The sequence below is a fragment of the Collinsella vaginalis genome (genome assembly GCF_900176655.1).
Taxonomy (GTDB): Bacteria; Actinomycetota; Coriobacteriia; order Coriobacteriales; family Coriobacteriaceae; genus Collinsella; species Collinsella vaginalis.
In genome coordinates this window covers 479,404-505,643 of the sequence record NZ_LT838844.1, presented here as the reverse complement: position 1 = coordinate 505,643, position 26,240 = coordinate 479,404, and the positions used below count along the sequence as shown (strand labels likewise).

At 66.7% G+C, this 26,240-nt stretch carries 19 protein-coding genes and 1 pseudogene; 9 read left to right on the top strand and 11 right to left on the bottom strand.

Features of this window, described 5'->3' with window-relative positions:
• Positions 1–513, bottom strand: a pseudogene (locus CAP13_RS08350) (Asd/ArgC dimerization domain-containing protein); the annotation flags it as partial.
• Between the two features lie 1,636 nt (positions 514–2,149).
• Positions 2,150–2,851 carry an ABC transporter ATP-binding protein gene (locus CAP13_RS08340; RefSeq protein WP_085831134.1) on the bottom strand — a complete coding sequence of 234 codons (702 nt, stop codon included), beginning with the start codon at positions 2,849–2,851 and terminating at the stop codon, positions 2,150–2,152.
• A 210-nt stretch (positions 2,852–3,061) separates the two neighbouring features.
• On the opposite strand from CAP13_RS08340, the gene CAP13_RS08335 reads away from it, so the two are divergent.
• A complete protein-coding gene (locus CAP13_RS08335) occupies positions 3,062–3,613 on the top strand; it encodes a TetR/AcrR family transcriptional regulator (RefSeq protein ID WP_085831133.1) in 552 nt (183 codons plus the stop codon).
• 598 nt (positions 3,614–4,211) lie between these two features.
• On the opposite strand, the gene CAP13_RS08330 is transcribed toward CAP13_RS08335, so the two are convergent.
• From CAP13_RS08330 to CAP13_RS08320, 3 genes are all read right to left on the bottom strand, one after another.
• Positions 4,212–6,158: a mannosyltransferase YkcB-related protein gene (locus tag CAP13_RS08330; RefSeq protein WP_425429850.1), complete on the bottom strand. Its 1,947-nt coding sequence runs from the start codon at positions 6,156–6,158 to the stop codon at positions 4,212–4,214.
• A gap of 128 nt (positions 6,159–6,286) precedes the next feature.
• Positions 6,287–7,135: a dolichyl-phosphate beta-glucosyltransferase gene (locus CAP13_RS08325; protein WP_085831131.1), complete on the bottom strand. Its 849-nt coding sequence runs from the start codon at positions 7,133–7,135 to the stop codon at positions 6,287–6,289.
• A 31-nt stretch (positions 7,136–7,166) separates the two neighbouring features.
• Positions 7,167–7,382 (bottom strand): hypothetical protein, encoded by a 216-nt coding sequence (locus CAP13_RS08320; protein ID WP_179185010.1) that lies wholly within the window; start codon positions 7,380–7,382, stop codon positions 7,167–7,169.
• Between the two features lie 266 nt (positions 7,383–7,648).
• On the opposite strand from CAP13_RS08320, the gene CAP13_RS08315 reads away from it, so the two are divergent.
• The 3 genes from CAP13_RS08315 to msrA all read left to right on the top strand — a co-directional run bounded on the left by CAP13_RS08315 (position 7,649) and on the right by msrA (position 10,615).
• Positions 7,649–8,344 carry a response regulator transcription factor gene (locus CAP13_RS08315; RefSeq protein ID WP_085831129.1) on the top strand — a complete coding sequence of 232 codons (696 nt, stop codon included), beginning with the start codon at positions 7,649–7,651 and terminating at the stop codon, positions 8,342–8,344.
• 270 nt (positions 8,345–8,614) lie between these two features.
• Complete coding sequence (locus CAP13_RS08310; RefSeq protein ID WP_179185008.1) at positions 8,615–9,502, top strand: sensor histidine kinase; 888 nt, start codon at positions 8,615–8,617, stop codon at positions 9,500–9,502.
• Positions 9,503–9,556: 54 nt separating this feature from the next.
• Entirely contained in the window at positions 9,557–10,615 is a 1,059-nt protein-coding gene (msrA, locus tag CAP13_RS10540) for a peptide-methionine (S)-S-oxide reductase MsrA (RefSeq protein WP_085831127.1), read from the top strand.
• Positions 10,616–10,875: 260 nt separating this feature from the next.
• Here msrA and CAP13_RS08300 read toward each other — a convergent pair whose 3' ends face one another.
• On the bottom strand, positions 10,876–11,904 hold the full coding sequence (locus tag CAP13_RS08300; protein ID WP_085831126.1) for an aspartate-semialdehyde dehydrogenase: 1,029 nt from the start codon (positions 11,902–11,904) through the stop codon (positions 10,876–10,878).
• Positions 11,905–12,052: 148 nt separating this feature from the next.
• Positions 12,053–13,429, bottom strand: coding sequence for an aspartate kinase (locus tag CAP13_RS08295; RefSeq protein WP_085831125.1), 1,377 nt, complete (start codon positions 13,427–13,429; stop codon positions 12,053–12,055).
• A 98-nt stretch (positions 13,430–13,527) separates the two neighbouring features.
• On the opposite strand from CAP13_RS08295, the gene thrC reads away from it, so the two are divergent.
• From thrC to CAP13_RS08270, 5 genes are all read left to right on the top strand, one after another.
• A complete protein-coding gene (gene thrC / locus CAP13_RS08290; RefSeq protein ID WP_085831124.1) occupies positions 13,528–15,042 on the top strand; it encodes a threonine synthase in 1,515 nt (504 codons plus the stop codon).
• Between the two features lie 162 nt (positions 15,043–15,204).
• Positions 15,205–16,086 carry a homoserine kinase gene (thrB, locus tag CAP13_RS08285; protein WP_085831123.1) on the top strand — a complete coding sequence of 294 codons (882 nt, stop codon included), beginning with the start codon at positions 15,205–15,207 and terminating at the stop codon, positions 16,084–16,086.
• 627 nt (positions 16,087–16,713) lie between these two features.
• Complete coding sequence (locus CAP13_RS08280; RefSeq protein WP_085831122.1) at positions 16,714–17,538, top strand: 5'-methylthioadenosine/S-adenosylhomocysteine nucleosidase; 825 nt, start codon at positions 16,714–16,716, stop codon at positions 17,536–17,538.
• A 46-nt stretch (positions 17,539–17,584) separates the two neighbouring features.
• The gene (gene yihA, locus CAP13_RS08275; RefSeq protein WP_085831121.1) at positions 17,585–18,181 is read left to right on the top strand and encodes a ribosome biogenesis GTP-binding protein YihA/YsxC; all 597 of its coding nucleotides are present in this window, start codon (positions 17,585–17,587) and stop codon (positions 18,179–18,181) included.
• Positions 18,182–18,292: 111 nt separating this feature from the next.
• On the top strand, positions 18,293–19,228 hold the full coding sequence (locus CAP13_RS08270) for an AEC family transporter (protein ID WP_085831120.1): 936 nt from the start codon (positions 18,293–18,295) through the stop codon (positions 19,226–19,228).
• 12 nt (positions 19,229–19,240) lie between these two features.
• Here CAP13_RS08270 and CAP13_RS08265 read toward each other — a convergent pair whose 3' ends face one another.
• The 4 genes from CAP13_RS08265 to CAP13_RS10000 all read right to left on the bottom strand — a co-directional run bounded on the left by CAP13_RS08265 (position 19,241) and on the right by CAP13_RS10000 (position 26,230).
• A complete protein-coding gene (locus CAP13_RS08265; protein WP_085831119.1) occupies positions 19,241–21,148 on the bottom strand; it encodes an ABC transporter ATP-binding protein in 1,908 nt (635 codons plus the stop codon).
• The gene (locus tag CAP13_RS08260) at positions 21,141–22,967 is read right to left on the bottom strand and encodes an ABC transporter ATP-binding protein (RefSeq protein WP_218775335.1); all 1,827 of its coding nucleotides are present in this window, start codon (positions 22,965–22,967) and stop codon (positions 21,141–21,143) included. Before CAP13_RS08260 ends, CAP13_RS08265 begins: the two co-directional genes overlap by 8 nt.
• Before the next feature lie 249 nt (positions 22,968–23,216).
• The gene (gene ligA / locus CAP13_RS08255; RefSeq protein ID WP_085831118.1) at positions 23,217–25,430 is read right to left on the bottom strand and encodes an NAD-dependent DNA ligase LigA; all 2,214 of its coding nucleotides are present in this window, start codon (positions 25,428–25,430) and stop codon (positions 23,217–23,219) included.
• Between the two features lie 647 nt (positions 25,431–26,077).
• The gene (locus CAP13_RS10000) at positions 26,078–26,230 is read right to left on the bottom strand and encodes a hypothetical protein (protein WP_179185007.1); all 153 of its coding nucleotides are present in this window, start codon (positions 26,228–26,230) and stop codon (positions 26,078–26,080) included.
• Between the last annotated feature and the right edge of the window lie 10 nt (positions 26,231–26,240).

Sequence of the window (26,240 nt, the reverse complement as noted above, 5' to 3'; positions counted from 1 at the left end):
GCGGATCTGGTCGCCGCAGCTCCAGAAGCTCACGCCGCGGGCCTCGTCCGGGTTAGAGAGGTCCCGGCGGATGCGTCCGACCCAGATGAGATCTTGGTCGCTCGTATCGATCGGCATCGGGAAGCGGTCGTGCGCGTTCTCGGCCGCGAGGTCGTCGACCACCCGCACGCCGGGCGCCGCCGCGAGCGCCGCTCGCACCTCATCGAGACCAACCGCGCGCTCGAACTCGAGTGTGATGCTCTCCGAGTGCGAGCGCATCACCGGCACGCGCACGCAGGTGCAGCTCACACGCAGATCGGGCAGGTGCATGATCTTGCGCCCCTCGTTCTGGAGCTTCATCTCCTCGGAGGTGTAGCCCTCGAACGCCTCGCCGCCAATCTGCGGGATCAGGTTGCTCGCCAGCTGCGCCGCGAAGGCGGAAGGCGCCGGCAGCCCCTCGCCGCGACCCAACGCCCCGATCTCGGCCCGAAGCGCCTCCATGCCCGGCACGCCCGCACCGCTCGCCGCCTNGTGTTGGCGGCGTCCGCAGGATCAAGGGCGGCGAGAGCCGCGCGGGTGGTGTCGAGCTGCGCTGAAAGCGCGGTCGCCTGGGCGTCGAGCTGGGCCCGCTTCTCGGTGAGCGCGGGGCGGACGACATCGATGGCGGCGGAGAGCGCCTGATTGAAGGCGTCCTGGACAGCGCGAGAGGTCTCCTCGGTGCCGGCGGACTCAACATCCGCCCACGCCGCCGCAGGCCAGCTGATCCCGACGGCTGTCACCTGGGCGACGAGTTCATCCCGGCCGGCCGTCGCCTTCGTCCGCGCAGCGTCGAGCTCCGCCTCCTGTGCCGCGAGCTCGGCGCGGGCGGGCGCCAGACTGGCGTCAACCTGGTCGTTCGCCTGTTTGAGCGCCGCCGCCTCCTGCTCAGCAAGCTGGCGGCGAGCGGTGTCTAGCTTGGCACGAGCGTCCGGCAGCGCCGCCTCCTGCGCTGCGAGCTCTGCCTCGCCGGCGGCGATCTGAGCGTACCCGCCATCGATCGTGGCGCGGGCGGCGGCGATCTCCTGAGCAGCGGACGCCTCGCGCAGCGTGAGCTCGCGGCGGCCCGACGCGAGCGCGGACACGCCCTCGTCTATGGTGCGCTGGGCATCGGCGAGCTGGCCCGCTGCGTCGGCGAGCTGCGCGTTCGCCGATGCCTCCTCATCGTCGACTTTCTTCGCGGCATCGGAGCGCACGCTGTCGGTTCGCGCCTGCTCCTGCTCCGAGCGGATGCTCTCCACCGCAGACTTCACATGGCCGATCAGGTCCTCGTACGCCGATGAATAGCTCTCGAGCTCACGGGCGCCCGTCACCGAAAGGTAGGCGACGGTGTAGACGGACGAGTCCTCCACGGCCGCAAGCGGTAGGTAGAAAACGTATTTCGTGTTCGAACCGGTTCGGAACACCATGGAGTCCCCGTCGGGGTTCACGTCCATGGGGTCGCGCACCACGCCGGTGATGGTGTAGGTCCCGCGGGCGAAGACCTCGGTCGAGATGGCGGTCGCATCGGGCTCATCGGCCTCGGCGACCCCAGCGGCCGCCTCATCGTCGGAGGTGGTGCTCGCGCCGGACGCGCTGCTCTCAGCGGATGCGGCATCGTCTAGCTTCGTCGTTGACGAGAAGGCCACGGTGTCGCCCACCTGATGCCCGCTCGCCTGCAGATATCGCGGCGTCACGGCAAGCTCGCCCGCGCGCTCGGGCAGGCGGCCCTCCACCAGCTTCGGCTCGTTCAGGCTGTCTTCGCCTGTCGGCAGGGCTCTCAGATCGACCTTCTCGGTGGCGCCCGACACCTCGGTGTACGCCGCCTCGGTGTAGCCGCCCTCGGCGGCGGCGACGCCGTCCACCTGCGCGAGCGTCTGAATGTCAGACGCCGTGAGCCCCAAGGTGGAACGCACCGAGATGTCGTAGAGCCGCTGGGTATCGAAGAAGGTGTCCGCGGTCGCGCGCAGGTCATCGCAGGCCGCTTTCAGCCCCACGAGCATCGTGGCACCTAGAGCAGTGATCACGAACAGCGAGATGAACCGCTTCAGATTACCGGTGATGGTGCGCCATATATCCGTCGCGAAGGCGTTTGGCCGACGCCGACGAATCCGGCGCGTGGATGTGGATGCGGCTCTCCGACGCTTCGCCATGACTACCACTCGATCTCGGCGATCGGCAGGGGCCGAGCGTTGAGCGACTGCTCTGTCACGCGCCCGCTCTTGAAGCGTATCAGCCGGTCGGCCATGGGGGCCAGCGCCGAGTTGTGCGTGATGATGATGACGGTGAGCCCGGAAACGCGGCAGGTGTCCTGCAGGAGCTGGAGGACCTGCTTGCCCGTCCGGTAGTCGAGGGCACCGGTGGGCTCGTCGCAGAGCAGGAGCTTGGGGTTCTTCGCGATGGCGCGGGCGATGGACACGCGCTGCTGCTCACCGCCGGAGAGTTGGGCGGGGAAGTTCCCCAGGCGCTCGGCGAGCCCCACCTTCGTGAGGGTGTCGATCGGATCCAGGGAGTCCGGGCAGATCTGGGCCGCAAGCTCGACGTTCTCCAACGCGGTGAGGTTCGGCACGAGGTTGTAGAACTGGAAGACGAAGCCCACGTCGGCACGGCGGTACTCCACGAGCTCGTCCTCGCGGGCGCGGCTGATATCGCGGCCGTCCACCACCACGCGGCCCGAGGTGGCCGAGTCCATGCCGCCGAGGATGTTCAGGGCCGTGGTCTTGCCGGCGCCCGAGGCCCCGAGGATGACCGCGAGCTCGCCGCGTTCGACGGTGAAGGTCGCCCCATCGAGGGCGCGGACCTCCCCCTCACCGGAGCCATAGATCTTGTGCACGTCTTCAAACTCGATGTAGGACACGCCCGCTCCGTTTCGACCGTCGAGCGTTCCAGCCGGTGGGGATCACTCGACATCCTGTTGTCGAGATTGAGTATACTCAGGGAACAGGGGCGAAAGAACAGCCACTCGACACTCGGCGGGAGATTGTCGAGTCGCAGCAAAAACAGGGCTGGACCAGTGCTCAACAGTCGATATCCAAGGGCCGGTCCAAGGCGAATGCGAGGAGGATCCATGAAGAAGCAGCCGGCGGTGACCGAGCAGACGCGCGCCAACCTCAAGCAGGCGTTCTGGAGTCTGTACCTCGAGAAACCGATCGAACGGATCACGATACGCGAGATCACCGATCGCGCCGGGTACAACCGTGCCACGTTCTACCTGTACTTCCGCGACGTCTACGATCTCTTCGGCCAGATTGAGGACGAGGTCCTCACGAGTGTGAGCCGCCTGGTGAACGAGGAGATCCTCCGTGAGCAGACCTTTGACATCTCGCAGCACATGGGCCGCATTATCGAGATCACGCAACGGTTTGGCGACGTGACCCCGTACCTCATGGGCCCACACGGCGACCCTGCCTTCGCCCAGCGCATGAAGGAGATCATCGCTCCCCTGCTCGACCGGTTTCTGCTCGCCAACTCGCAGCTCAGCGGACAGCGTTACGAGATCGTGCGCGAACTCTACCTGTCGGGCCTGCTTGCGGCCATCGGCACCTGGATGTTCCTGCCCGACCGCATGCCCGTCGAGCAGCTGCTCGAGCTGATCGTGACGACCCTGCTGCCGGCGTGAGGGCCGCGATCCCCTCTGTTTTTTTCGCTCTAGATTGCAATACTCAATAATATAAGTATTTGTATAATTTGATTTGAGACTTTGAATCAATCTTCAATCGTCATAATTAGAAATGTACGGAAGTGCGGTAGTGAAATGGCGCGGCTCGCGTATCCCCATCAATCGGCCGGCGTTTTCGCAGGAAAAAACTTGCCCACAGCCCGGTGTACTTGGCCCAGCCGATTTTACTACCGCACTTCTGGAAGTTTTCAACATGCGGGACCTCAACCGACCCATCCAGCGCCCATCTCCGCATGACAGCCCGTGGCATCCGGCTGCCACAGGGGTGACGATGTCTCCGGCATGGCCGCGGGTCATGCCGGAGCGAGCCCAGCACGATCGCAAACCCACTTGAGACGAACCGTTCACGACCGGTAGACCGATCGAGGTGGTTGCCCCAGATGCGCAAGCGGACGGGCCGCTACCTCGCTCGCCCTCGAAGCCGCAAAAGCCAAGACGCCCGTCATGGCCGGATGCCCGGTCGAGGAGGTGAAGACAAGCAAAAGGGGCGGACCCGCCATGGGATCCGCCCCTTCGGAGTGTCCGGTGAAACCGTCGCTTACGAGGTCGCGCCGGAAGAGAGATCGTAGATGGTCACACCATCCACCGTGGTGGCCGTGAAGTTCTCAGCCACCCACTCGGCGATCTCGGAGGCGGCGTCGGAGCCACCCATCTGCGATCCGCCCATGCCGCCACCAGAGATGTAGTAGCGAATGAGGCCCTGGGCGACGTAGCTCTTGAACTCCTCCAGCGTCGGCGCCGGGTCAGAGCCGTTGAAGCCGCCGATCGCCATCACGGGCAGTTCGCTTGCGAGCTGGTAGCTGGCCGCGTTCTGGGAGCCTGTGGTCGCTGCCGCCCAGCGGTAGCCGCTCGCGTTCTGGATCAGCATCTCGACGATGGCCTCACTTGCCGAACCACCACCGAGCAAGCCGCCGCCCTGGGAGGGGCCGCCCGTGTTGGACGCGGTGCCGTCCGTCGTGGTGGAGCCATCAGTGGTCGCGCTGCTGGTGCCATCCGTGGTGGACGAGCCGTCCGTGGTGGAGGTGCCGTCCGTCGTCGTGGTGCCGGGCGCACCCGTGCCGCCGCCGGTCGGGGGCTGACCGCCTTGGCCGCCGCCCATGCCGCCCATCGACCCACTCGGGCCCGCGGACACGATAGAGCCGTTGTGCCCGGTGGCGATCGTTGCCGCCGTCCAGACCGTCGGGCCCGCCGCGATTGCCACGGCCATAGCGCCGAGCGCGACCCAGGTGCCCGCCGTCACGCGGGCCGGTGAACTATCGGTGCGCAGGGCGCCGAGCAGCGAGATGCCGCCTGCCAGGGCACCACCGAGGCCAACCACGAGGACCGCCCAACCGAGCCAGGTGTAGGAACCCGAGCGCAGGATCAGCGCGAAGGCCCAGACCGAGCTCGCCGCTCCAACCGCCACCACGAGGGCGCGGATGCCGATCCGATCCCGCAGCTCCCAGGCGCCCACCAGGAACACTGCCGCGAGCATCGCCACCGCAGGCGCCAAGGCGACCGTGTAGTAGGAGTGGAAGATGCCCGCCATGAAGCTGAACACGAGCCAGGTGACCACAAGCCAGGCGGCGAAGATGATCATGAAGGCCTGGCGCAGGCGGGCGAGGGCGAGCACCTCGGGCGTGCTCATGACCTGGCCGGATGCAAGCTCGAGGTTCGTCCCGCCGGAAGCCTGGGCCGCGAGCGCGCNAACCACCGACCCGGTCTCGTCGCCGGTGAGGCGGCCGAGACCGTTGTAGCTGAAGGTCAGCTCAATGAAGGAGTTCGTCTGGGAGCCGCCGATGTAGGGCCGCTCGGACGCCGGGACGATCACGGTGAGGAGCACCCACCAGCCGGCCGAGACCACGATGGATGCGATCTCGACGAAGGCGTCGAGCAGACGGCGGGGCCAGCGGCTCGGCGAGGCGACGAGGAGCGCCGCCGCGAGGCCGGGCACGATGAGCATGACCTGGAACTGCTTGGTCAGGAATCCGAGGCCGACGAGGGACCCGGCGAGCGCGATCCACAGCGTGCGCCTACGGTTGCCAGCCTTATCTGGGGCGAGCTCGAGTGCGCGCAAGGTGGATGCCGAAGCACCGAGCATGAGCAGGACCAGCAGAGCGTCGGGGTTGTTGAAGCGGAACATCAGCGCCGCCACCGGGATGAGCAGGAAGAGCCCGCCGGCGAGGATGCCCGTCCGGTTGCCCCAGTACCGCCTCGTGGTCGCGTAGATCACGTACGTGCTGCCCACGCCCATGAGCGCCTGCGGCAACAGGATCGCGAACGAGCTCAACCCGAAGATGCGGACCGAGAGCCCCATGAACCAGATCGCAGCCGGCGGTTTGTCGACCGTGATGGCGTTGCCCGCGTCAAGCGAGCCCCAGAGGAAGGCCTCCCAGCTCTGCGATGCCGCCTGCGCGGCCGCACTGTAGAACTCGTTCGCGTACCCGGAGGCCGTGAGGTTCCAGAAGAAGATGAAGGTGGCGCTCACCAGAAGGCCGGCGAGCATGATCAGGTCGGCGCGGGTGCGCGCCGGTGCGAGCGAGCGCGAGCGAGCCCGCGGACGCGTGTGCTTCGCCGCGTGCGCGGGCGCGCCGCTCCGTGATCCCGCGCGGGGAATCGTCCATTCTGCCGTGGTCATCGTGCATCAACCGTCCTTCCTGTTCCCATGAACCCCGCTGCCGGGGCCGATCCTCCGGTGCCTCCCTGCTCCATGCGCGCCTCGCGGCGCAGACGGCGCATACCGGCGATGTCCTTCCGCACCGTATCGACGATGTGGACCGTCGACCCTGTGTCCTCGCGCCAGCGCACGGGGATCTCGGCGCTGGCAAGCCCGAGCCGCTCGGCGCGGACCAGGAGCTCCGTGTCGAAGAACCACTCGTTGTCCTCGATACGGGGCAGGAGCACGGCCGCCGCCTCAGCTGAGAGTGCCTTGAAGCCGCACTGCGCATCGTGGAAGCTGACGCCCAGGTAGGTGCGGAGCATCAGATTGTAGGCGCGCGAGATGAACTCCCTCTTGAGGCAGCGCTCGACGTCGGAGTCGGGCAGCAGGCGCGATCCGAAGGCGAGGTCCGCGCGGCCGGTCAGAATCGGCTGGACGAGCTCGGGGATCTGCCCGATATCTGTTGAGAGGTCGACGTCCATGTAGGCGACCACCCGGGCGCGAGAGGCGCCCCAGGCGAGCTTGAGCGCCCGCCCGCGGCCCTTCTCCGGGATGCGCATGGCGCGCACGGTTGCCGGGTGCTCGCGCACGAGCGCTCCAGCGAGTTCCCAGGTGAGATCGGTGCTCGCGTTGTCTGCGATGACGATCTGCCAGCTCGGGGTGAACCCGTTCTGGGCGAGCTCGTCCATGCGGGCGCGCAGCAGCATGATGGACGAGGCGATCTCGGCCTGTTCGTTGTAGACGGGGATCACGATATCGAGGTCGATCTCACGGGCAGATCCGATGAGCTCGGGTGCGCGCGCACCCTGAGAGGTGGTGGTCATGGCTCCTCCTTACGGGGTCGTCCGCGCTTCCTTACGCGGTGGTCGTCGCACTCACCGTCGTGGTGGTGCTGGATGTTGATGCATTGCCGGTGCCGTCCGTGCTCGACGAGCTGGATCCGTCAGCGCCGGGCATGGAGGGGACGGTGGAGCTGGACGAGTCGCCGTCCTGCGTCGTGCCATCCGTCGTGCCGCCGGGCATCTGGCCGCCCATGCCGCCCTGCATCTGGCCGCCCATGCCGGCACCCATGCTCGCCTGGTTGCTCGAGCCGATACCCGCCGCCTGGGCGATGGCGCCCCCGGCGAGGCCACCTGCGAGTCCGCAGGCGATTGCTATGGCCGCGNGATCTCTTTGTACCGCCCGCCACCTGCGAAGATGGCGGCTTCAGGAGGGCCTAAGGTTCCGCTTAGGCAGCATCTGGGGTTTTCCCGCCAGGGAGATTTGAGGGCTTAGGTTGGATTAAGGTGCGCGCGCTATCATGAGGCCAGACGAAGCCGCATCCGAAAGGAGCAGTCATGCGCCTGCTACTCGCCGAAGACGAACCGGGTCTCGTGCGGGCCCTCTCGACCATCCTCGAGCACAGCGGTTATGAGGTGGAGTCCGTCGGCGACGGGCTCTCCGCCTTCGAGCACCTCAAACGCGTGAGCTACGACGCCGCGATCCTGGACATCATGATGCCCGGCATAGATGGCATCGAGGTCCTCCGCCGCACGCGGGCCCTCGGCAACACGGTGCCCATCATCATGCTCACCGCGAAGGGCGAGGTGGAGGACAAGGTGGCGGGGCTGGACGCCGGGGCCAACGACTACCTGGCGAAGCCGTTCGCGGCCAAGGAGCTCCTCGCCCGGTTGCGCGTGATGACGCGCTCGGCGGCGGCCGTCGACGCATCCACCCTCGCGGCGGGCGACCTGCGCCTCGACATCCCCTCCTGCGAGCTCACCGGCCCTTCCGGCAGCGTCCACCTCGCAAACCTCGAGTTCCGCCTGCTTCGGCATCTCATGGAGCGGTCCGGCGAGCGTGTGCCCACTGAGCGCCTGCTCGTGGAGGTCTGGGACGATCAGGCCCCGGATGAAGCGAGCGTCGTGTGGGTGTACATCTCAAACCTGCGGAAGCGGCTCGCCGCGATCGGATCCACCGCGCGCATCACTGCGGCGCGGAACCAGGGGTACGCGCTCGAGGCGGGATCTGAGGCGGACGGGGGCGCGGCATGATCAAGCGGCTCCGGCGCACCTTCGTGCTCGTCGCCATGGTCTCGGTTGCGCTTGTGCTCACCGGCATCATGGTGACGATCAACGTGACCAATTACCTGCAGATCATCTCGATGGCCGATGAGCGGCTCGCCCTTCTGGCCGAGGGCGGGGGCACCTTCCCCACGCGCGAGCCCCCCACGGGCACCCAAGGCGCCGGCGCGCAGGACGGCGCCAGTGCGCAAGCGCCNAGACGCCGAATCTTGGGCCCAATCCCTCTTCCATGAGGGGCGGATGTCCGGCTTCATCGGTTCATATCGGTTCCTGGCGGTGTCGGGCGAGCAGGCCGGTGGGAGCGCTGACTCGGGCACAACGATGTACATCTTTGTTGACTGCAGTCGCGACCTGGGAAATTTCTGGTCGTTCCTCACCACGAGCGTTGGTGTCAGCGCCCTTGGACTCGGGCTCGTGCTCGTGCTCTCGCTCATCCTCTCCCGCGTTGCCGTGAAGCCCATCGTCACCGGCTACGAGCGGCAGAAGCGCTTCATCACAGATGCGAGCCACGAGATCAAGACACCGCTCTCCGTGATCGACGCGGCGGTTGAGGTCATCGAGATCGAGCACGGTGAGGATGAGTGGAGCCGGAGCATCCACGACCAGGTCGCACGCCTCGCGGCGCTCACCGGACGGCTGGTGACGCTCGCGCGGATCGACGAGGGCGGCGTGCTCGAGATGGGGATGGTTGGGATCTCCGCGCTCACGGAGCGGTCCGTGTCGACCTTCCAAGCCGTGGCGGAGACGCGCGGCCAGCAGCTCACGGCCGACATCGCAGCGGGGTTCACCTGCCGGGGCGATGCGACCGCGCTCGCGCAGGTGCTCGAGCTCCTGCTGGACAACGCGACGCGCTATACGCCGGAGGGCGGGGTGATCTCGGTCATGCTGCGCGCACGGGGGCACGGGGTCGAGCTCACCGTGGCGAACACCTGCGATACGCTGCCGAACGGTGACCTCGACCGGCTCTTCGAGCGTTTCTACCGGCCCGACGCGTCCCGGAGCGCGGAGACGGGCGGCTCGGGGATCGGCCTTTCGGTGGTGCGATCGGTGGCCGAGGCACACGGCGGCACCGCGACGGTCGAGCGGCGCGGGGAGCACGAGATCGCGTTTATCGTGCGCCTGCCGTAGGGGACATGGGTAGAATGCCAAGATCCAACCATGCGACCACCTGAGCGAGGCAAAATGTCGAACGATCTGAACCAGCACACCACAGACAGTCCCTCCACCGCAAATGGCTCCACCGCCACGATCCCCCATGAGATCTACCTGGCCGGGGGCTGCTTCTGGGGGACCGAGGCCTTCATGAAACGACTCCCCGGGGTGACGAACTGCGAGGTCGGCTACGCCAACGGCAACGGCCGCATCGAGAACCCCAGCTACGAGCAGGTCTGCACCGGGGCCACCGGGCACGCAGAGACCGTGCGCGTCACCTTCGATCCCGCGATCATCCCGCTCCCCCTGCTGCTCAAGGCATACTTCACCACCATCGATCCCACGAGCCTGAACCGCCAGGGCGGAGACGCCGGCACCCAGTACCGCACCGGTATCCACTGGACCGACCCCGTAGACGAGGAGGTCGTGCGAACCGCGCTGCGCCAGCTGCAGCACGAGCTCTCCCAGCACGGCGGCGGTCGTGTGGCCATCGAGGCCGCGCCCCTGACGGAGTTCTGGCCCGCCGAGGACTATCATCAGGACTACCTCGACAAGAACCCCGGCGGCTACTGCCATGTCGATCTCGGTGGGGCCGAACGTTTTGTTGCTGCCCATGCCCATGACTTCGAGATCGCGGCGCAGCGGTACAACCGCCCCGATGAAGCGGAAATGCACGAGCGCCTGGACGATCTCGCCTTCGAGGTCACGCAGAACGCGGCGACGGAGCGGCCCTTCTCCCATCCGTATGACGAGCAATTCGAACCCGGCATCTACGTGGATCGAGTGAGCGGCGAGCCGCTGTTCTCAAGCGCGGACAAATTCGACTCGGGCTGCGGCTGGCCCGCCTTCGCCCGCCCGATCGCAAATGCTGTCATCACGGAGCACGCCGACCCGAGCATTCCCGGTCGTCCACGCATCGAGGTGCGGAGCGACGCGGCGGACAGCCACCTCGGCCACGTCTTCACGGATGGGCCCGCGGAACTTGGCGGCCTCCGCTACTGCATCAACGGCGCCGCCCTGGAGTTCATCCCCCTCGCTGAGATGGATGGGCGCGGGTACGGATACCTGAAGAACACGGTTCTGAGATAGCGTGCAGCGAAAGGCCGGACCCCCTCCCGTCGTGTCGACCCGCACACGCTGACAGGACAAAATCCGGCCTTATCGGGCCATCAAAAGCCGCAATCCTGCACTGTCAGCTCCGGGGTCAGCTCCGGGGGCAGATGGTGACCGTGCAAAATGTAGCCTTTTCATCTTCTTAAAGGCGACATTTTGCACGGTCAGGGTCGCATGCCGAATGTTGGTGCCGAACCGCATGCCTTCATCTGGGCTGCCGGCACCCGGGTGAGACCTTACGCGCAGAGGAGCTTCGCGATCTGGACGGCGTTGGTGGCCGCGCCCTTGCGGATCTGGTCGCCGCAGCACCAGAAGCTCACGCCGCGGGCCTCGTCCGGGTTAGAGAGGTCCCGGCGGATGCGTCCGACCCAGATGAGATCTTGGTCGCTCGTATCGATCGGCATCGGGAAGCGGTCGTGCGCGTTCTCGGCCGCGAGGTCGTCGACCACCCGCACGCCGGGCGCCGCCGCGAGCGCCGCTCGCACCTCATCGAGACCAACCGCGCGCTCGAACTCGAGTGTGATGCTCTCCGAGTGCGAGCGCATCACCGGCACGCGCACGCAGGTGCAGCTCACACGCAGATCGGGCAGGTGCATGATCTTGCGCCCCTCGTTCTGGAGCTTCATCTCCTCGGAGGTGTAGCCCTCGAACGCCTCGCCGCCAATCTGCGGGATCAGGTTGCTCGCCAGCTGCGCCGCGAAGGCGGAAGGCGCCGGCAGCCCCTCGCCGCGACCCAACGCCCCGATCTCGGCCCGAAGCGCCTCCATGCCCGGCACGCCCGCACCGCTCGCCGCCTGATAGGTGGAGACGATCATGCGCGTCACACCGGCCAGCTGATGCAGGGGCCAGGTAGGTACAAGGCCGATGATCGTCGCGCAGTTGGGGTTCGCGATGATCCCGTTGTTCCAGGAGATGTCCTGCGCGTTGATCTCCGGGATGACGAGCGGGACCTCGGGATCCATGCGGAAGGCGTGGGAGTTGTCCACCACCGTGGCCCCACGGCGCGCAGCCTCGGGCAACAGCTCGCGGGCGATGTCGTCACCCGCCGCGCCGAGCACGATGTCGCAGCCCTCGAACGCCTCGGGCCGGGCCTCCTCGATCACGACCTCGCCACCGCGAAACGCCACGGTCTTACCCGCGCTCCGTGCACTCGCGAGCAGCTTGAGCTTGCCGACCGGAATCTCCTGCTCATCCAGGCACTGGAGCATCTGCGTGCCCACCGCGCCCGTCGCGCCCAGAATCGCCACCGTCAGATTCCCTGCCATGATGCCTCCTGACCTGTTGCTCCCACTCAAAACTCCGTGTACCCGCCGCATCGCCCGCGTCACCGGGAACGCCGGAGCCAACCGCACGTCCCGCGCTAACCGCCGGCACGGAAGCCGCGGACGCACCCGCGCCCTGCTGGGCAGCCACTCACCGCAAGCGCCGCAGCGCATCCTCCTCGCGCTTGAGCTCCGAGAGCTCAAGGATGTGGTCGCCGTCGGAGAACGCGCTGTAGATCGCGCGGATCGCGCGGTCGAAGTCCTCGTCGCGCACGCCCACGATGATGTTGATCTCATCCGAACCCTGGGCGATCATGCGGATCGAGATGCCCTCCTGGCCGAGTGCCGCGAAGAGGCTTCCCGACACGCCGGGGCGGTCCACCATGTTGCGGCCCACGGTGGAGATGAGCGCGAGCCCCTCCGCCACCTTGATCTCGTCGGGTTCGACCTCGGTCTTGATGTCCGCGGCGATCGACCAGAGGCTGTCCTTCACATCCTTGCCCTGCACCACCACGGCGAAGGAGTCGATCCCCGAGGGGATGTGCTCCACGCTCACGCGGTAGCGCTCGAAGACTGAGAGCGTCTTGCGCAGGATTCCCACCTCGTCACACATGTGGTTCTTGACCACGTGCACGGCCACGAAGTCGCGCTTGCCCGTGATGCCGGTGATGATCGGCTCGGAGTCCGACGTGCCGGCGGTGTCGCTGATGATGGTGCCGGGGTCGTCCGGGCGGTTGGTGTTCTTGATGACGATGGGGATCTCCGCATCGCGCACGGGGAAGATGGCCTCCTCGTGCAGGACGGAGGCACCCATGTAGGAGAGCTCGCGCATCTCCGAGTAGGTGATGCGGGCGATGGACTCGGGATTGTCCACCACACGCGGGTCGGCGGAGAGGAAGCCGGACACGTCCGTCCAGTTCTCGTAGAGATCCGCCGAGAGGCAGGTCGCCAGGATGGCGCCGGAGATGTCGCCGCCACCGCGATCGAGGAGCTTGATCTGGCCCTCGCGCGTGGCGCCGTAGAAGCCGGGGAGCACGAAGCCGCCCTTGGGAGCGCGCTCGCGCACGAGCTCGCGCGTGCGGTCGAGCGCCAGCGTCCCATCGTGGTGGAAGGCCACCACGTCAGCCGCGTCGAGGAAGGGAAGGCCCAGGTACTCGGCCATGAGCCGCGCCGTGAAGTACTCGCCGCGCGAGACCAGGGCCTCGGTGCTGAGGTCGCCGGCGCGGACGGCGTCGGCGAACGCGGCGAACTCCTCGCGGATGGGATAGGCGAGCCCCAGGTCATCGGCGATGTCGAAGTAGCGGCCTGCGATGTCGTCCAGCAGGTCATCGTAGGACACGCGGTAGTTGATATGGGCATTCACCAGGTAGAGGAGGTCGGTGACCTTGGAGTCTCCCTTGCCTCGGCGGCCGCAGGCGGAGACTACCACGAACCGGCGCGCGGGGTCGGACTCCACGATCCCCTTGATCCTCCTGAAGTGGTCCGCATCGGCGACGGAGGAGCCACCGAACTTAGCGATCTTGATCATGACGAAGACGTTACCTTTCTCGGCCCTCCGACGGGTCTGCCCACGCATCGGCTACCATGAGCGGGACGGATCGTCATCGGTCACAGAGGAGCAGGAATATGGGCACATATCATAGTACACGCTCGCGCCAGCAGGCCGTCAGCGCCCGGGCGGCGGTGCGCACCGGCCTCGCTCCCGATGGGGGGCTCTTCGTCTCTGATGAGCTCGGTTCGACGAAACTCGACGTAGCGACCCTCGCGGAGAAGAGCTACCGGGAGCTCGCGGTCGAGGTCATGGGTTTGTTACTACCTGATTACACATCGGACGAGATCGCCGCCTGCGTGGACGAGGCCTACGGGGACACCTTCGACGCCGACGAGATCACACCCGTCGTACCCCTCGCCCCGCGCACGGGCGAGGCCCCGGACACCCCCTCCTACGTACTCGAGCTCTTCCACGGACCCACGAGCGCCTTCAAGGACGTCGCCCTGCAGATGCTCCCCCGCCTCATGGCGCGCACGGCGGACGAGGGCGCCGCGGGCGAGCGCATCATGATCGTGACGGCCACCTCCGGCGACACCGGCAAGGCGGCGCTCGCGGGCTTCGCGGACGCGCCGGGCTGCGCGATCACGGTCTTCTACCCCGAGGGCAAGGTCAGCCGCGTGCAGGAGCTGCAGATGAGCGCGCAGGAGGGCTCGAACGTGGCCGTCTGCGGCGTGCGGGGCAACTTCGACGACGCCCAGAGCGCCGTGAAGCTCATCTTCTCCGACCGCGCGCTCGCCGAGCGGCTCGGTGCGCGGGGTACCGTGCTCTCGAGTGCGAACTCCATCAACGTGGGCCGACTCGTGCCGCAGGTCGTCTACTACTTCGCGGCCTACGCGCAGCTGCTGCGCTCCGGCGTGATCACGGCCGGCGACGCCGTGGAGTTCTGCGTGCCCACGGGCAACTTCGGCGACATCCTCGCCGGATACTATGCACGCGAGCTGGGCCTACCGGTGGCGCGCCTGCTCGTGGCGAGCGACAAGAACAACGTGCTGTTCGACTTCCTGAAAACCGGCACCTATGATCGTCGCCGCCCCTTCTACACCACCACCTCCCCGAGCATGGACATCCTGATCTCCTCAAACCTCGAGCGCATGCTCTACCACCTCTCCGGCGGCGATTGCGAACTCGTGGCCGGGCTCATGGCCTCACTCGCGGAGACGGGCAGTTACACGGTGCCGTCCGCGCTCATCGAGCGGATCCGGGGCGTGTTCGACGGTGGCTGGGCCGACGAGGACGAGGTCAGCGCGGCCATCCGCGACTGCTGGGAGCGTTACGGCTATGTGATCGACCCGCACACCGCCTGCGGCTACCACGTGCTCGATGCGCTTGAGCCGGCACCCGACGCCCGGGCCCGGGTGCTCCTCTCCACGGCGAGCCCCTACAAGTTCCCCCGCGCCGTGGCCAGCGCCCTTGGCCTCGAGGTCCCAGATGACGACTTCGCCTGCATGGACACGCTTGCCGAGGCGACCGGCACCCAGGCACCGCGCCAGCTCGCCGAACTCGCATCGAAGCCCGTGCGCTTCACCGACGTGGCCGAGATCGACGAGCTCGGCGCCTATGTGGAGCAGGCGGCGGAGCGGTTCGCCTAAGCTGGCCGCGGCCATCGTGCAGGCATCTTCACGCGGCCCGTGCCACCTGGGACGCATGCGCGCAGCAAGTTCCGTCGGCACCAGCCGAGCAGCCGCACGAGTCCTGCGCCCGCGGCGCCAGCTCAGTGTCCAAGCAGCAAGATCCAATCCGAGAGGAATCCCATGATCCGCATCACCGTGCCCGCCACCTCAGCCAACCTGGGCGTCGGCTACGACACCCTCGGCATGGCCGTCTCGCTGCACGCACGCTTCACCTTCGAGCGCACCGACGAGCTGGAGATCACCGGCTGCCCGGCGGAGTTCCAGAATGAGCGGAACCTCGTGTACGTCTCCTTCGTCGACGCGCTCGAGGCGTGGGGCGAGGAGCCCTTCCCCGTGCGTTTGCATATCGAGACCGAGGTCCCGGTGGCACGGGGCCTGGGATCGAGCTCAACCTGTGTGGTGGCCGGCATCATGGCTGCCGCCGCCCTGACCGACCGCCCGGTTACCCGCGAGGAGCTCGTGTCCATCGCCACTGCGGTCGAGGGCCATCCTGACAACGTGGCGCCGGCCATCCTCGGAGCGGCCGTGTGCTCCTTCACGCCTGAGGGGGAGCTGCCCCGCTGCCTGCGCTACGAGGTGAGCGATCGGCTCCGGTTCGTGACCATCATTCCACCGTACGAGGTGCACACAAGCGATGCCCGCAAGGTTGTGCCGCAGGAGGTGCCGCTGTCCACGGCGATCTGGCAGATGGGGCGCATCGCCGGCATCACGCGAGGGCTTGAGTCCGGTGACGCCGAGCTCATCGCCGCCGCCAACGACGACCGCCTCCAGGAGCCCTACCGAGCGGCGCTGATCCCCGACTACGAAGCGATCCGTGAGACCTGCCTCGAAGGCGGGGCTAAGACGCTCTGGATCTCAGGCTCGGGCTCGACCCTCATGACCGTGACCGATGACACGATCGTGGCCCGTTTCCTGCAAGTGCGGCTGCGCCGGCACTTCCCCGCCTGCGAGACGCATATCCTCACCTGCGACACCGACGGGGCCCAGATCGAGTATCTGTGAGAGCGGGGTTCTGGGATCTCGACACGGGGCATCAGCCTGCAGCGGGATGCCTCATCCAGTTTCTAGCAAAACACGTCAAAGTGACTCAGCACCGCCTGGTGCGCCTGGCCTTTCATACCGGCTAGGTCAAATCGCGCTGGCGAGCCTTCAACCATCAGCGCGAGCGACCCGTTTTCCTCCGAAACAAACGTGCGCTAGCAGAAAATGCCAGATCTGCGTCATGCATAAGGTCTGTATCATCCTTTACTTCCCAACGTAACTATAAATAGTTATTCAATTTGTCGTTCGAGGGCGGGCATAGGGGAAGCACGGAAGTCATGGCAGTCTCGAAAGGGCCGCTCTCATGCGAGAATGACGCAGATCTGACATTTTCTACTATGAGAACCGGCTCCTCTAAAGCCAACTGAACGTAGCATCCAAATTATTGGAATTATTTATATGAATATAGGATTTTAAGGATATCTATCCCAGGGAGCTTTGTCAGTGACAGCTGGTCAACCCACGCGCACCGAAACCTCAGAAGGCCCGGAAGCCGCCAGGGGCATTGGACATCCGCCACCGTTTTCGGATCCCTCATTGCGAGCTGGTAGAATTGACACCTAACCCCGGTCCAGATGAGGAGCACCCATGCCCGCAACGATCGCCATCATCGGCGCGCTCGAAAAGGAAGTCCGCCAAATCTACCATGAGATCGAACACGCCACGGTCGCCGAGGACGCGGGTCTCACCGTGGTGGGCGGCGAGTACGCCGGGTTCAACCTCGTCGCCACCGTCGCCGGCATGGGCACGGTGAACGCCGCCGCCGCAACTCAGTTCCTGATCACCCGCTACGGGGCGAACGCCGTCATCTTCTCGGGAATCGCCGGGGGGCTCAACCCGCGCCTGCACATCGATGACGTGGTGATCGGCGAGCGCCTGCGCTACCTCGACACTGACACTGCCCTCATCGCAGAGTCCTCTCCCTCCCTTGAGGAGTTTGGGAGCAGCGGCTTCCTCGTCGACCTCGCCGAGGACGTCCTCAAGTCCCACGGGTATGCGAGCGTCGACCTCGCAGATGACGAACTCGCACCCGGGTCCGCCGCCCGTGAGGCCGCCGACGCCTCCCCCTTCCGCCGGAACAACCCCACAGCGGAGCTCAAGCGCTACCGCCGCGGCACGATCGCCACCGGCAACCAGTTCGTGACCGGCTCCGATATGCGCGCCCAGGTCTCCGCCGCGACCGACGCGGACTGCGTTGAGATGGAGGGTGCCGCCGTCGCCCACATCGCGGCGAAGAACGGGGTTGACTGCCTCGTGCTCCGCGCGATCTCGGACAACTGCGACGAGGCGTACGACACCCTCAGCGAGCGGTCGTTCGACCTCGAGGATTACGCGCGCACCGCGAGCGGGCTCGTCCTCGCCATCGTGCGGAGGCTTGCCACCCAGCTGGGACACCCCGCGTTCAGCGAATAGCCCCCGCGCCGGCAACACCGTCCCCGACCACCCTGAAGGAGCCGCCATGGCAGAGCATATCAACTACCAGCTCGCGCACTTCGTCGCCAGCTACGGCAAGGTGTCGCAGATCCCCGAATCAACCTGCCCGGAGGTCAGCTTCGTGGGCCGGTCCAACGTGGGCAAGTCGAGCATCATGAACAAGATCTTCGGCCGGAAGAACCTCGTGAAGGTGTCGAGCACCCCGGGCAAGACCGCCAACGTCAACTTCTTCGAGGCCGACGGCGTGCACTTCGTCGACCTCCCCGGCTACGGCTTTGCGCAGCGGTCAAAAGCTGAGCGAGAGCGCTGGGGCGACCTCATCGGCGAGTTCTTCGAGCTCGACCGCAGCTTCAACCTCGTGGTCTCGCTCGTGGATATCAGGCACGACCCCTCGCAGCTCGACCACCAGATGATCGACTACCTGAAAGAGGCCGAGTTGCCCTTCCAGGTGGTGCTCACCAAGGCCGACAAGCTCAGCCGCGGCCGGGCCGCGCAGATGCGACAGAACATCGCACGCAAGCTGGGCATGAAAACCGGCGACCTGCTCGTGACCTCCTCCTCAGACGGCCAGGGCATCGACGAGCTCAAAGCGATCATCGAGGAGCGCTGCCTGGATGCATGAGGGCGCGCTAGGCAACTGCGCCTGCAGTGCGCCAGCGTCCGCTGCCTAGGAGACAGCCTGCTGGCCCCTCCCCGTCACACCCGCACCACCGGCAATCACGCAAGGGAGCATATGGACACCATCGCGATCACCATCGCCTCGTTCGTTTGCATCATCATCGCGGGCATCGTGGCCCGGCGCATCGAGCTCATCGGCTCGGGCGGGGGCGATCTCATCTCGCGTCTCGTGTTCAACATCACGCTGCCCGCCGCCATCATACACGCCTTCGGCTCGGTGGACTTCGATCCGACCCATCTCATCCTGATCCCCGTGGGCGTCGCCTGCACCCTCGGTCCCTTCCTGCTTGCGATTCCGCTCACCCGCGCGTCCGAGCTCGAGGACCGCCGCCTGTACCTGCTGAACATCGGCGGGCTCAACGTCGGCTGCTTCGCCCTCCCCTTCGTGCAGGCCCTGTTCCCGCCGGCCGCCGTGGTGGCCACTTGCATGTTCGACGCGGGGAACGCGCTGTTGATGTCCGGCGGCAGCTACGCCCTGACCCAGGTGATCACCGCCGATGAGCCGCCGAAGCACCCGGTGGCCGGCATCGCGAAGCGGTTGCTCACCTCCGTGCCGTTCGACGCCTACCTGCTGCTTATCGCCCTTGCCGTCTTCGGCATCCGCGTGCCGCCGATGATCGTGCAGCTCCTCTCCCCCATCGCGGACGCGAACGCCTTCCTCTCCCTTTTCATGCTCGGTCTGATGATCAACTTCTCCGTGGACCAAAAGAAGCTGGGGAAGCTCGCACGGTTGCTCGGCGCCCGCATCGCGCTCAGCGCCTGCATGTGCGCGGCCGTGCTCGCCTTCCTCCCCCTCGAGGGCGAGGTGCTCCTGGTTATCGCGATTCTCACCTGGGCCCCCATGGCGACGATGGGCACGGTCTTCACCCTCTGGATGAAAGCCGACTACGGCCTGGCCGGCCTCGCGACCTCCCTCTCGGTTGTCGCGGGGATCATCGCGATGACCCTGTTGAGCCTTTACGGTCCGGGGCTGCTGCAGGTGATCGGGTAAGGCGAGACCGCCCTAGTCGAGCTCCTTCAGGCCATGGCAGAGGGCCCAGTACTCGCCGTGGCGGGCCAGGAGCTCCCCGTGGGTGCCGCGCTCCACGATCCTGCCGCGCTCGAGCACCATGATGGCGTCCGCGTCGCGCACGGTGGAGAGGCGGTGGGCGATCATGAAGGTCGTCCGGCCGCGCATGAGCCGGTCCATGCCGCGCTCGATGAGCTTCTCGGTGCGCGTGTCGATGCTCGAGGTGGCCTCGTCGAGAATCAGCACCGGCGGGTCGGCCACGGCCACACGCGCGATCGCGATCAGCTGGCGCTGGCCCTGCGAGAGGTTCGCGCCATCGCCCGTCACGGGCGTGTCGTAGCCCTCCGGCAGGCGGCGGATGAACGAGTCGGCGCAGGCGTCCACCGCCGCGGCGCGCACCTCCTCATCGGTGGCGTCGAGCTTGCCGAAGCGGATGTTGTCCGCGATGGTCCCTGAGAACAGATGCGTGTCCTGCAGTACGATGCCGAGGCTCCGCCTGAGGTCCGCCTTGGCGATCTCGCGCACGTCGATGCCGTCGTAGGTGATCACTCCCCCGTCCACGTCGTAGAACCGGTTGATAAGATTCGTGATGGTGGTCTTGCCCGCCCCCGTGGACCCCACGAACGCGATCTTCTGCCCGGGGTGCGCGTAGAGGTCGAGCCCCTTGAGCACCGGCCGGCCGGGAACGTAGCCGAAATCGACCGCATGCAGCCGCACATCGCCGCGAAGCGGGATGGGGCCGCGGGCAAGCACGGTGCCGTCGGCGGCGCTCGGGCCAGATGCGCCCGTTTGCGCGGTCCCCGCGCCCACCGGTACGACCTTCCCCCAGGCGCCCAGGCCATGGCCCGCCGGGAGCTCCCAGACCCACCCGTCCTCGGCGACGCGCGCGAGCGTGACCCTCCCCTCGTCCACCTCGGGCTCCCGGTCCATGGCCGCGAACAGGCGCTCGGCGCCGGCGAGCGCGTTCAGCAGGAAGTTCCCGAGCTGCGTGAACTGGTTGATCGGCATCGCGGCCTGGCGCACGAACACGAGGTAGCTCGCAAGCGCGCCCACATCGGCGAGCCCCTGCACGGCGAGGATGCCGCCGACCACGGCGACGATCGCGTAGTTCGCGTAGCCCACGCAGACCGTCACGGGGACCATGCTCGCCGCGTAGGTGAGGGCCGTCGCGCTCGCCCGGCTGAGCTCGGAGTTGCGCGCATCGAAGCCGGCGAGGTTCTGACGCTCCCGGTTGAAGATCTTCACGACCTTCTGTCCCGAGGTCATCTCCTCGACATAGCCGTCGAGATCGCCGAGGGCCGCCTGCTGGCGCGCGAAGAACCGCTTGCTCCGCGTGCTCGAGAAGCGCACGTAGAGAACGATGAGCGCGTCGCAGACGATCGTGATGACGGTCAGGCGCCAGTTGAGCACGAACAGGAGGATCGTCGTGCCCACCATCTGGATCCCCGCCTGGATCATGTTGGCGAAGCTGTTGTTCAGCGCCTCCGCGACCGTGTCTACGTCGTTCGTGAAGTAACTCATGACGTCGCCCGTGCGCGTACGGTCGAAATACGAGAGCGGCAGCGTCTGGATGTGAGCGAAAAGGTCGCAGCGGATATCCAAGACCACCTTCTGGGCGGCGCGGACCATGATCTGCGTGTACCCGAGCGAGGAGAGCACACCCGTGGCGTAGACACCCGCTGTGAAGAGGACCTGCGCCCGAAGCAGGCCGATATCCCCGGCGGCGAGTCCGTTCACGATCGGGCGCACCATGTAGGTGCCGATGAGGCTCGCGAGCGCCGAGACCGTCGCAAGGACAGCGACGACGGCGAGCAGGAATCGCGCGTGCCCCATGTAGGAGAGCAGACGACGCGCCGTGGAGGCGAGGTCCGCGGGACGCGCCTGAGCGGCAGTCCTAGGCATGGGCCCTACCTCCCCACCCGATCGCGGGCTGCGGCGCCGGGGCCGTCCCCTGCGAGGGTGCCGGGTCCGCTGGCGGCAACCCGACGGCAAACTCCATCTGCGAGTCGAAGATCTCCCGGTAGATCTCATCGGAGGCCATGAGCTCCTCGTGCGTGCCCACCCCGTGTAGGTGCCCGTCATCGAGGACGGCGATACGGTCCGCCTCCATCACCGAGGTGACGCGCTGGGCGATGACAATGAGGGTAACGCCGGAGAGGGTCGCCAGGTTTGAGCGGATCCTCGCTTCCGTCGCCGTGTCGACCGCGCTCGTGGAGTCGTCGAAGACGAGGATACGCGGCCGTTTGAGCAGGGTGCGGGCGATGCACAGGCGCTGGCGCTGACCGCCCGAGACACCGGCCCCGCCCTGGCCGAGGTCCCCGTCGAGTCCACCGATGCGGTCCAGGAACTCGTCGGCGCAAGCGAGACGGCAGGCCTCGAGCAGCTCCTCGTCGGAGGCCCCGTCGTTCCCCCAGAGCAGGTTCTCCCGAACAGTGCCTGTGAACAGGACGTTGTTCTGGAGCACGATGCCCACGGCATCGCGGAGCGCCGCCAGGTCGTAGGCGCGCACGTCACGGCCGCCCACGAGGACCGCCCCCTCGCTCACATCGTAAAGGCGGGCGATCAGCTGCACGAGAGAACTCTTGCCCGAGCCCGTGCCGCCGAGGACACCAAGCCAGCTGCCGGCGGGAACCTCGAGGTCGATGTGCTCGAGGACGTTCTCCTGCGCGTCGGCGCTGTAGCGGAAGGAGACGTCGCGGAAGGACACGGCCCCGTCCTCGACCGTCGCGAGGGCGCGGGCCGGAGCGGGAGAGGCGAGGGCCGGGGCCTCGTCGAGCACCTCGCCCACGCGCGCCACGCTCGTAAGAGCACGAGTGAGCAACAGAAACACGTTTGAGATCATCATCAGCGAGTTCATGATCTGCAGCACATAGCTCATGAAGCCGGCGAGCTCGCCCACCATGAGGCGGCCATCGAGGATCATCTGGCCTCCTACCCAGAGCACGAGCGTGGCTGCCGCGTACATGGCGAGCTGGAAGAGGGGGAGGTTCAGCACGGCCGTGCCGAAGGTCCTGGTGGAAGTGGCCGCGAGGCGGCCATTCACGCCGTCGAAGACGCCTCGCTCGTGATCCTCGCGCACATAGGCCTTGACGGCCCGGATGGCCGTGAAATCCTCGCGCAGCACGTCGTTGAGCCCATCCATCGAGGTCTGGAGCTCCCGGTAGAGCGGGGCCACCCGGCGCGTGATAAGCGCTAGGGCGGCCGCGAGAATCGGCAGGAGGACGAAGAAGACGCCAGCAAGCTCGACGTTCATATAGCTCGCGTACACCAGCCCCATGACGAGCATCACGGGACCGCGAACCATAGGCCGGAAGCCGCCTGAGAATGCGTTCTGGATCACGGTGATGTCCGTCGTCATGCGTGTGACCAGCGACGACGTCTGGTAACGGTCGAGATTCTGGAAGGCAAACCCCTGGATGGCCTCGTACTCGGCACGGCGGAGGTTCGTGCCGAGGCCCACCGCGGCACGCGCTGAGAAGCGGGCGTAGCCGAGTCCGAGCGCGAGGGAGAGAAGCGCGAGGGCGGCCATGATCAACCCCTGGCGGATGATGAGGCCGATGTCGCCCCGGGCGATGCCGGCATCGATGATACCGGCCATGAGGACGGGGATGAACAGCTCGAGCGAGGTCTCCACCGCGACGATCAACACCCCGACGATGGCGTCGACCCGATGCTCCGGCCCCAGATACGATAGCAGCCGCCGAAACTCCCTCACGCTCATCTCCCCGCATTCCCGCGCCGATCCCATGTCATATGGGGTCTATCTTCCCGCTTGACTCGGGCGCATGCCGGTGCGTCTCATTTTCATCACATTCGGACGGCGTGGACCGAGCGCGCGACCGTCGCCTTCCCGCAACGGCAGGCCATGCTGTGCCCGTCTGGCACCCGTGGACCGCGCCGGGCGGGCATGAGCAGGCGCGTTGGGCCCTGTTGAGCAGCGCCCGGGCATTGGGGGCGCCGCGTGGGGCGCCTACGCACTCGCTAGCACCTCGCCGGTGGCGAGCACCCGCTCGAGCGCGTCCTCATCGAGCACCGGCACGCCCAAGCTCTCGGCCTTCGTGAGCTTTGAGCCCGCGCCCGGACCGGCCACCACGTAACTCGTCTTCTTTGAGACCGAGCCCGTCACCTTGGCGCCGAGGGCCTTCAGGGCCTCGCCCGCCTCATCGCGCGTGCGGCGCTCAAGCGTGCCCGTGAGCACGAAGGTGAGCCCAGCGAGCGGCTGTGCCTCGGCGAGGTCGGCCGACACACCCGTCTCCGCCGCCGTGCGCGCCGCCTCGGCACCCAGGTCCTCCTCCATCGAGACCCCCGCCTCGCGCAGGCGCTGGAGCACCGCAAGATTCTCCGGGACCGAAAGGAACTGGCGCACGCTCTCGGCGATCTTGGGACCGATACCGTCGATTTGGGCAATCTCCTCCTCGCTCGCCTGCACCAGCGCGTCCAGGGTCAGGAAGCGCCGCGCGATGAGCTCGCCCACGCTCTTCCCCACATGCCTGATGCCGAGGGCGAAGAGCACGCGGCCCAGCGGCTTGGACTTCGATTTCACGAGCTCGTCCACGACCTTTGCGGCGATGGTGGGCCCCACGAGGATCGGATCGCCGGCGGAGACGCCGCGGCGCTTGTCGTCCTTGAGGTAGGCGCGGCCCGTGTCAAGTCCCGCGACCTGCTCGGCCGTGAGCAGGTAGAAGTCGGCCACGTCGTGCAGGAGGCCCGCAGCGATCATCTTCTCCACGAGCTCCTCGCCCACACCGTCCACGTCCATGCAGCCCCGGCTCACCCAATGGAGCAGGCGCTCCTTAAGCTGCGCGGGGCAGTCGAGCGCGACGCAGCGGTGGGCAACCTCGCCCTCCTCGTGCACCACCGAGTTGCCGCAGGCGGGGCAGGTCTCCGGCATATGCCAGGGCTCCGCACCCTCAGGCCGCAGCTCAGGCACCGGCCCCACAACCTCGGGAATCACGTCGCCGGCCTTGTGGACGACGATGGTATCCCCCTCGCGCACGTCCTTGCGGTGCACCTCGTCCTCGTTGTGCAAGGTAGCGCGGGCGATGGTGGAGCCCGCCACCGTCACCGGATCGAACTCGGCCACCGGTGTGAGCACGCCGGTGCGGCCCACCTGGATGCGGATCTCTCGGAGCACCGTACGCTTCTCCTCGGGCGGGAACTTGAACGCGATGGCCCAGCGCGGCGCGCGGGCGGTGAAGCCGAGCTCCGACTGCATCGCGAAGCTGTCGACCTTCACGACCACACCGTCGATGTCGTAGTCAAGATCGCCGCGGTGCGCGAGGGCGTCGGCGCAGAACGCATGCACCTCGGCCGGCGAGCCGCAGGTGGCCACATTGGGGTTCACATGGAAGCCAGCGGTGCCCAACCAGGTGAGGAACTCGCGTTGGGAGTGCACGTGCAGCGGCGCCGTGTCTGCGATGGCGTAGATGAACGTCGCGAGATCGCGCTTTGCCGTGATCTTGGGGTCCTTCTGGCGGAGGCTGCCGGCGGCGGCGTTGCGCGGATTGGCGAAGGGGGCCCGGCCCTCGGCGTCGGCCTCCTCGTTCATGCGCACAAAGCTCCCCTTGGGCAGGTAGACCTCACCGCGCACCTCGATGGGGGTATCGCGGTCAGCGGCCATCTGGGCGAGGGCGGCCTCGGAGAGATGCATGGGGACATCGCGCACCGTGCGGATGTTCAGGGTCACGTCCTCGCCCGTGGTGCCGTCCCCGCGGGTGGCCGCCCGCACGAACGCACCGTTACGGTAGGTGAGCGCCACCCCGAGGCCGTCGATCTTGAGCTCGCAGGTGTAGGTGACACCGCCGGCGCCGAGCGCTTCCTCGGTGCGCTCGAGCCACTCATCGAGCTCCTCGAGGTTCATGGCGTCATCCATGGAGTACATGCGGGCCATGTGCGTGACGGGGGCGAACTGCTCCGAGACATAGCCGCCCACGCGCTGGGTGTAGCTGTCGGGCGTGATGAGGTCGGGATAGGCGGCTTCGATGCCCTGGAGCTCGATCAAGAGCTTGTCGAAGGCGGCGTCGGTGATCTCGGGGGCGTCGAGGGCGTAGTAGCGATAGGCGTGGTAGTCGAGGAGGTGACGCAGGTCGGCTGCGCGTGCAGCCGCCTCAGCGTACGTTGTATCCGGCGCCTCTTGCAGGGAATCCGAGGTTGAGGCGAACAGGCTATCCTGCGTATCAGACATGATGTTGCTCCCTTCGCATGCCACCGGGGACTCAGCGCCCCGCTGGCGCGCACCCTGCGATGTGGATTATCCAGCGCATCAAGAATACCAGCCCACCCGGACGCAAACAGGTGCCAGGGGCGCAGCGCAGCGTCCATAGCCGCAGCCGCCAGAGGCTGTCACTGACTACGTCCACAAAGAAACGTGGAGGCCGGAACGATCAGATCTCATTGATTTGGCCTGAGCGCTCACGCCCAGATTGAAAACCTAGCCAGATTGGTACGGGTTTTCACAGTCAGCTGATAAACCCGGTCAGTTTGGTACAGGTTTTTCGCAGCACACAATGTATAGACCGCGCATGGCCTAAAAGATCCGCTGGCAGATGAATCGCCGACACGTCGGCTACTTTGCAGATAGCCAAAAACCTGTACCAAACTGAGGAGGTTTTTATCAGGTCCTCGAAAACCTGTACCAAACCGGTGACTTTTCATGCGGAGCTCTGCACTTCACCGGTCGGAAGGCTTCATGGCCCAAAAGTTGACATCGCAACGTGGGAGAGCGACTCCAGTGCACCGCCTACAGTCCACACCGAGACTGGTGAACGCGGGCCGGGGCGGCCAACATCGGCAGCCCCGGCCCGCAATCTCAAAAACTAGGAATCGAACCCTTTAGTCCTCTGCAGCTGCGGATACGTCCTCAGCGGCGAGCTCACGCTCGGCACGGCGGGCGAAGGCGGCCACCGCAACGAGCACCAGGGCAGGCACCGCAACCGCCATGACGGCGATGATGGGCGGAACCAGGGTTTGAATCAGCGGATCCATCTCTTCCCTC

Coding starts and splice junctions, on each gene's coding strand:
- CAP13_RS08325 (WP_085831131.1), bottom strand. CDS start 7,135: ATGACCACCACCTCTCAGGGTGCGCGCGCACCCGAGCTCATCGGATCT.
- CAP13_RS08260 (WP_218775335.1), bottom strand. CDS start 22,967: ATGAGCGTGAGGGAGTTTCGGCGGCTGCTATCGTATCTGGGGCCGGAG.
- CAP13_RS08300 (WP_085831126.1), bottom strand. CDS start 11,904: ATGGCAGGGAATCTGACGGTGGCGATTCTGGGCGCGACGGGCGCGGTG.
- yihA (WP_085831121.1), top strand. CDS start 17,585: ATGGCAGAGCATATCAACTACCAGCTCGCGCACTTCGTCGCCAGCTAC.
- ligA (WP_085831118.1), bottom strand. CDS start 25,430: ATGTCTGATACGCAGGATAGCCTGTTCGCCTCAACCTCGGATTCCCTG.
- msrA (WP_085831127.1), top strand. CDS start 9,557: ATGTCGAACGATCTGAACCAGCACACCACAGACAGTCCCTCCACCGCA.
- CAP13_RS08270 (WP_085831120.1), top strand. CDS start 18,293: ATGGACACCATCGCGATCACCATCGCCTCGTTCGTTTGCATCATCATC.
- CAP13_RS10000 (WP_179185007.1), bottom strand. CDS start 26,230: ATGGATCCGCTGATTCAAACCCTGGTTCCGCCCATCATCGCCGTCATG.
- CAP13_RS08265 (WP_085831119.1), bottom strand. CDS start 21,148: ATGCCTAGGACTGCCGCTCAGGCGCGTCCCGCGGACCTCGCCTCCACG.
- CAP13_RS08320 (WP_179185010.1), bottom strand. CDS start 7,382: ATGGGTGCCGGCATGGGCGGCCAGATGCAGGGCGGCATGGGCGGCCAG.
- thrC (WP_085831124.1), top strand. CDS start 13,528: ATGGGCACATATCATAGTACACGCTCGCGCCAGCAGGCCGTCAGCGCC.
- thrB (WP_085831123.1), top strand. CDS start 15,205: ATGATCCGCATCACCGTGCCCGCCACCTCAGCCAACCTGGGCGTCGGC.
- CAP13_RS08280 (WP_085831122.1), top strand. CDS start 16,714: ATGCCCGCAACGATCGCCATCATCGGCGCGCTCGAAAAGGAAGTCCGC.
- CAP13_RS08310 (WP_179185008.1), top strand. CDS start 8,615: ATGTCCGGCTTCATCGGTTCATATCGGTTCCTGGCGGTGTCGGGCGAG.
- CAP13_RS08335 (WP_085831133.1), top strand. CDS start 3,062: ATGAAGAAGCAGCCGGCGGTGACCGAGCAGACGCGCGCCAACCTCAAG.
- CAP13_RS08295 (WP_085831125.1), bottom strand. CDS start 13,429: ATGATCAAGATCGCTAAGTTCGGTGGCTCCTCCGTCGCCGATGCGGAC.
- CAP13_RS08315 (WP_085831129.1), top strand. CDS start 7,649: ATGCGCCTGCTACTCGCCGAAGACGAACCGGGTCTCGTGCGGGCCCTC.